This is a genomic window from Opitutales bacterium, from assembly GCA_013215165.1.
Lineage (GTDB): Bacteria > Verrucomicrobiota > Verrucomicrobiia > Opitutales > JABSRG01 > JABSRG01.
Map to the genome: position 1 here is coordinate 1 of JABSRG010000102.1, position 6826 is coordinate 6826.

4 protein-coding genes are annotated in these 6826 nt (G+C 52.0%); all 4 read left to right on the forward strand.

Features of this window, described 5'->3' with window-relative positions; translation table 11 throughout:
* The first annotated feature begins 511 nt into the window (after positions 1–511).
* Positions 512–709: a hypothetical protein gene (locus HRU10_14675; GenBank protein ID NRA28477.1), complete on the forward strand. Its 198-nt coding sequence runs from the start codon at positions 512–514 to the stop codon at positions 707–709.
* Between the two features lie 45 nt (positions 710–754).
* Positions 755–2458 (forward strand): hypothetical protein, encoded by a 1704-nt coding sequence (locus HRU10_14680; protein ID NRA28478.1) that lies wholly within the window; start codon positions 755–757, stop codon positions 2456–2458.
* Complete coding sequence (locus tag HRU10_14685) at positions 2455–6528, forward strand: hypothetical protein (protein NRA28479.1); 4074 nt, start codon at positions 2455–2457, stop codon at positions 6526–6528. Before HRU10_14680 ends, HRU10_14685 begins: the two co-directional genes overlap by 4 nt.
* Positions 6525–6826, forward strand: a 302-nt coding sequence (locus HRU10_14690) for a hypothetical protein (GenBank protein ID NRA28480.1), incomplete at its 3' end; no start/stop codon positions are given. The genes HRU10_14685 and HRU10_14690, both read left to right, overlap by 4 nt.

Here is a 6826-nt window from a genome sequence, read left to right on the forward strand (position 1 = left end):
GCAGTTTCCCTCAGCTTCATCTCCGGTGACCGGTTCGAAGAAGTTCAGATTTTCACTGACTGGAGAATATATAGTCATGGTCACACTGGTCGAGCCGCTCTGTCGGCTCGCGGCTTCGGTGTGGATCGGAGCAACGGCCTGCGCCACGACAGAGCAGGGCGATTACAGCAAAGGCAGTTGGGGACATGTCCCCGCTGTTATTGGGACGTCAGCATGCATTCTGAGCCAAGCCACGGTAGAACCTTTAACCCGGATTATGCGATCGGAGCGTACGAGAAGGTTTGAGATGTTGATGCGAAAGGGATTAAAGAAGCCTGAAGGCGCAGCCGCTTGGTGCGTCGAAGGTTTCTGCAAGACGTTGTAGGGCAGCAGATTGTGCCTCAGTTGCCGCGATCTATTGCATAATTCATATTAAAAGAAAAATTTATAATTTCAATTAGATAAAATGATATTGTAAATTAATAATTTATTCTCGGTTGTATTAAGGCTTTAGCATTTCATAAAACCTCCCATGTTGACGAAACGCTCATTGATTTCTCTTTTCCTAATCATTCCTGTGGTCGCTCAAGCCGATGAGCCTAACGGAGGAACACTGATTATGATCGGTTCAGTCTCAGCATGGTTGATCCTGGCCCAGCTATTATTCGTGAGGTTCAACCGGAATCAAAGACGGAAGAAAGAGATCACGGAAGTTATTGATAGCGAATAAATTGTGTAAAATACGTTTTGGATCCAAACGAAGGGCCGACCTGTGATGATTAGAAAATTCGTTCTTTTGGGTGTCTACTGTTTGCTGGCCCACGCTTTGGTAGCAGATACGAGCCAGACGCTACCATTCGAAGTAGATTTTGAGGCTGAAGAAGGTTTTATTTTAGGTGAGCTGGATGGAGGGCATGCTTTCTTTGATGAGAGCAGTGTCTTGCTCTCAATCGAACCTACGGCTGCATCTGGTCTGAATGGATTGATGTTCAAAGGCTCCGGTATATGGGGGGTCGATTTCGACTCGCTGGATTCCACGGTCTGGATCGATTTTTATGTGAAACCTCAGTTTGGCGAGTTTGAGCGATTGCCTGAAAATGTTGATGATCCTCAAGCTGCTGTCACCGCTTTTGCTTCATCCGGACTCCGGGGTGACATCTACGTGCTTGATGGTGATGGGCAAGGTGGGGGATTTTGGTTTCCTCTCGGTCTGGCTATATCCCTTCCGAGCGAAGGAGAGCTGCCGGATTGGGTGCGGATAACCTATCGATTAGACTACTTAAGGAAGACTTGGGACATTTTCATAAACGATGATCTATTTTTTACCGATCTTGGTTTTTTGGATGACGCCATCGACAGGCTCTCCTTGCTGCGTTTCGGTGCTACAGATGCCGCAGCTTATCTTGATTTCTTGTATGCTGGAGTATCCAACCCACTGTTTCTCGATAGTGATAACGATGGCATCAGCGATGCCTACGAGATCGCCTCAGGTTTAAACGTTTTTGCTGACGACCGGGCGGAGGACCCGGATTTCGATTCGGTCGCCAATATCCTCGAATTTATGAACGCGTGGTCTGCCACAAATCCAGATACCGATGGCGATGGCGTTCATGACGGCGAAGAATTCCGCTTGGGAGAAGACCCCTTAGTGGCCGGTGACTTCGCGATATGGCCGGTTCCATTGTTTGAGACGTTTGACGGATACATGGAACTCTCGTCCTTGTTTGATGCGGGTTGGGAAGCCTCTTCCCAAGACTGGGTTGCCCTATCGAGCGCACCGTGGAACGCGAATCCGTTCATTGAACTGGAAGGCGGGTCTGGGAACCAGGTCTTGAGTGTTCGATCCACCTCTTCAAATGCGCTGCCGGTCTGGGTAGATATGGCCATTAAGCCCACTCGATTTCCCCGAAGAGCGCATCCAGAGGTGCCGAGTGAAGCCGCCTCTGTTTTCTTTTTCGATACCGATGCTCGGCTAAATTATTTCGACCGGGACACTTTATCGTGGCAAGTGGACGCTGCTGTTTTAGATGAGTCTGCTTCTTGGCAGCGGGTGACGACGCGACTGGATTTTCAGTCTCAGCTCTGGTCGCTTTGGCTGAACAATCGCCTCGTAGTCCAAGATGCTGCATTCTCAAACCGATTACCTTACTTTACCGGAGTTGAGTTTCAAAAAAATGAAGGCGCGTCCGGAGATCCAGCACAGATCGACGCGATCACTGCCAGCTATCATGAGCCTGCATTCTTAGACGATGACGGCGATGGAGTGCCCAACGTTCGGGAACTTGGCTTAGGTCAAGACCCGCGCACCCCCGAGCAATTCTCGGGCTTTATCCGTGAGCCTGAATTACAGTTTTGGATTTCTGCCGACACTGGAGTCACCACTGAGACAGGTTCTGATCTGTGGTTGCTTGGCTGGATCAGTCTGGTTTTCAAAAAGAGTTATATCCCATCAGTCCCACCGAGTTTCCAGTCTCGATGAGCGAGAGTTCCAGTGAGTTAACTTGGGTCGAATTTGTGGGTGACGGCGATGGTTTGGCAGTCGATCTACAGGCCGATATCCGGCCTGATGGTCTTTCGTTTAATTTTGTTTTCAAAGATCTAGAAGCTTCATCCGGAACTGTATTTACCCTGATAGACCGGGATGGAGACATACAGCTCGAGCTGAGCGTTGTGGGCGCTGGCCCGTCCTCGGTATTTGAGCTCCGTATAGATGACCAGTGGGTACCGTTTGAGGAGAGTGCAAGGGTGCTTCCAAAGGGGCTGACAGCAGTGAGCTTGGCGATCGCATACCCCTCTACGCTAGAAACTGGAAATGTCGTCCTGCGGGCACTCTCCGATTTGCAGACGGTCGACTATAGGAGTGTGGGGGCACACTACCCAGCGGATATCGCCCACTCCTTTCTTTTAGGGGGTGTTTTTGAGGGGGGCGTTGCCGAGGTAGCCGTCATCGGTTCATCCGTTCCGCCAGATCAGCAAGTAGCCTATGAGCGAGGCTTGGCGGCAAAGTATGGGATCGATATCGATCTGGATTCAGATGGTATTTCAGACGCTTGGGAAATGCAAAACGGTCTAAATCCGATGGATGCCAGCGATGCTGGGGGCGATGTCGATGGCGACGGTCTGACTGCATTGGATGAATTTTTTGTGCGGTCAAATCCGAATTCACCGGATACCGACGGTGATCGGTTGGATGACTTTTTTGAGGTCTCCGCAGGACTGGATCCAACAAATCTAGATTCCGACGGAGATTTACTCTCCGATTGGTGGGAGAGCGAGCATGGGTTTGATCCACTTAGCAACGACCTACTTCTCGACGCCGACTCGGACGGTATGGCCGATGCCTGGGAGCAATACCATGGATTGGACCTTTCTATAGATGATTCTCAGGAGGATATGGACGGGGATGGTCTTTCAAACTATGCCGAGTTCCTGGCGAATACGCATCCCAGAAGTATCGACACGGATGCTGATAGCCTACCCGACGACTGGGAGCTCGCTTACTCCCTGGATCCCTTGGATGATGGAACCTTCGATGGCGCACACGCTGGGGGTGGAGACCCCGACGGCGATGGTTTGTTAAACATTCAGGAATTGGAGTTTGCGACCAGTCCATTACTTGTGGACACCGACGCCGACGGGGTCTGGGACGGCGATCAACAGACCGGTTTGATTCGTTGGGAATACTGGGACGGCCCCACGTCCCTAGCCAAACTCTATACCCATGCCGCTTATCCAGGTTCGCCTGAAGTCGTCCGCTACAAGACCTCCTTCGAAGGCCCCGTTGACTTCGACGATACCTATGCGACACGTATGCGAGGCTTTATTTCTCCGCTGCAAGATGGATTCTACACTTTTTGGATTGTGGGGGACAACGCGAGCGTCCTTCTGTTGAGCAGTGATGATTCCCCTCTGCGTAAACGCCGGATTGCCTGGGTACCCACTGGGCAATGGGCGCATATAGACGAATGGGATAAATTTCCCACTCAGCGCTCAGAGCCCGTCTGGCTGGAGTCCGGCTCCAAATATTATATTGAGACCGTTCATGCCGAAGGAGGGGGACAGGATAATATCGCGGTCGCCTGGCATGCGGACGCGTCACTCCTCGAGATTGTGGGTGCTGATGTGCTATCGCCTTACTTTGTTGCCGGTTCAGATACAGATCGTGACGGACTACCTGATGATTGGGAAGCGCTGGTTGGCTTGGATATCCATGATCCGGGTATCGATGTTCCCTTAAACGGTCCGCGCGGGGATCCCGATGATGATGGCTTAGTCAACGAGTATGAATTCCTGAATGGAACCGATCCATTCAGTGCCGATAGCGACGGCGATGGGGCCTCAGATACTTTGGAATTGAGCCTCGAAATGCTGAGTGCAGATCAATCTACATCAACAGATTCTGATTTAGGTAGCGAACCCTGGTTACAGGCGAATATAGACCTCCAGGCAGGTGACCTGTTCAATTTGGCAGGCGCTAACATACTGATGGCCACGAAGGTAGATGCTTACTTCGATGCGCCCTTCTTTTATCAAGCAGTCGAAGGCGACTTTGAGATCTCCGCAAAGCTCAGTTTTCCAGAGATTGGTTATGCACTCCCTGCCGCTGGGTTCATGGTCAGAGACTCGCTTGAAAAAGACGCCTCGACTGCCTACTACAGCGTGAGCCGCACAGATAGGTATGACCTAAGGTCGAAGCTCAATGGGTCTAATAGATTGAGGAGAGACGCGGACGCCCATAGCCTCAATCAACAGCGCTACAAATGGCTCAAAATGACGCGGCGCGGGGATACTATTGCGGTCTATCAGTCTGCCGATGGGTACCTCTGGACCCAAGCGGGCGAGTCCAGCCTCGCAACCACGGAGACCTTGTTAGTCGGCTCCTTTATAGTCAGTAACGGCACACTCGGATTGGTCGAGTTTTCATCGTTGTCGTTAGTCCAGGACACCGATGGCGATGGACTGACTGACGACGAGGAAGCCGTCCTCGGAACAAGCGATACCTTGGCCGATACCGATGGAGATGGCTTTGATGATGGCGAAGAAATTCATTTCTACCTGAGTAATCCCAGTGCCGCTGATTTGGGACAAGTGACCGAGATTGAGCAGCTCGATCTATCTTCAACTGTGTCTACTCGGGGCCGATGGCGTGGGACCGCAAATTCCATCGAGTCGATCACACCACGTGGGGAATTTCGGATGCCGCTCAACATACCGGCGGATGGCATCTACGTCCTAGAATTTGAGGCGTATCCACTGACGGACGAGCCCAACATCTCAGAATACGAGATTGCGGTTTCCATCGACGAACAATTTGTTGAGAGGCTCTTCTTCGATCTACCCGCGCGTCAATCCGTGGACCGTGTCAGGCTGGTGCTCCCCTGGCTCGCCGCTGGCAACCACCAGATTGGCGTAGCGTTTGAAAACTTCAAGTTGCGCCGAGGGATCGGTTTCAGTGAAATTTCCCTAAGTCACGTGGATGGTCCGGATAGCGACTCAAACGCGCGCCCAGACTGGGTAGACCACCGCTTGGAAATAATCAACGCAATAGAGGTCGTCTCGGCCCAGAGCCACGTGTCGCCATTCTGCCTGGAGGGCAGAAGTCGTTTCGAGCTCTTTGGAGACGTGGATGGCCAACCCCTGGAGCAGATCCCGGGTGAGCGCTGGTTTAGTAACATTCAGCTCGCCATCGACGCACCTACCTCGGCCCGCGTGTCGCTTGAAAACGGTGCAGTTGAAACGGAAGTTCAAATTGAATGGGTGCCGATTGATCTGTCGACAACGCCCGAAGTGAGTCAATTCGTGCGCGTGGGGGATACCCTGCTCTTCACAGTCGAAGATCCAAGTAGCAATCCGGCATCAGCTGCCTCGATCTTGTTAGATGGACAAGCGCTTGCTGGGGTCGCGGTCGGATCGCGTGTGCCCATAGTATTCGATACAGAGGGGGTCTATTCCGTTCAGGGCCGTTTAAACGGTGTCGATCTCGCACCGATCACCGTCACTGTGATTGGGGCACGTTTTGCAGAGAGTCCCGTCGCTGTAGTAGCCCAGGGCAGGAATTGGGAAAACCCTCAGATACCGGACAGCGTTGAGATTGAGACCGACTGGAGAATGTCAGTGTCTCAGATTCCCCTGACTCAAGGGCGCGTATTTGAGATCACGACCAGTCAGATCGAGCCGCTTTTCCTGGCGGCCCGCTTACCCGGCGGGGGTCCTGTCATCGATTCTCAAAGTGTGCGAGGGCTACGTGTTGCCTCAACGAATGCAGCATCCATCGAACTCCTGGAAGTCTATGAAGATGGAAGCCAGCTATTCGAAATGAGTCTCGTTCAGTCCAACAATTACCCGGAAGTACACTACACGAAAGACATCTTTGTGGCTGGAGTGCTTTTTGACGATGGGTCGGTATTCAAAGTCGTCGAACAAGAAGAATTCAACGACCTCGGAATATACTACGTGAGGTATATCCGACCCGCCACGGTCAAGACATCTATCTGTCACCAAACCCTCATTCTTGATGGTCCAGCCGTCATTGGAAAGCCCCGAGGATGAGTCGAAAAGTTACTGTCCAATTATCATTGGCCTTTGTCCTGGTTGTGGGTGCCTTGCTGGTCTGGCAGGCTGACACCAGAGTCGCTCCCACGCACAATCCGCCCCTAGAAACCCCCGCTAAGGAGCGCGCTAGTGGCGACCCGATCCGTTCAACGGAGACTGACGATTCCAGCAGCCCCTACGCTCCCAGCCTAGCGAAGCTTTCAGCTAAAATAGCATCTGAGCAGCACATTCAGAAAAACCTACCGAAGCTCTCTGTTCGCAAGCCTGCGGGCATTTTTCAGAAGACCTACTACGC

Excerpts from the sequence above, each read along its gene's own strand:
- HRU10_14685 (NRA28479.1), top strand. The coding sequence starts at position 2,455 with ATGAGCGAGAGTTCCAGTGAGTTAACTTGGGTCGAATTTGTGGGTGAC.
- HRU10_14675 (NRA28477.1), top strand. The coding sequence starts at position 512 with ATGTTGACGAAACGCTCATTGATTTCTCTTTTCCTAATCATTCCTGTG.
- HRU10_14680 (NRA28478.1), top strand. The coding sequence starts at position 755 with ATGATTAGAAAATTCGTTCTTTTGGGTGTCTACTGTTTGCTGGCCCAC.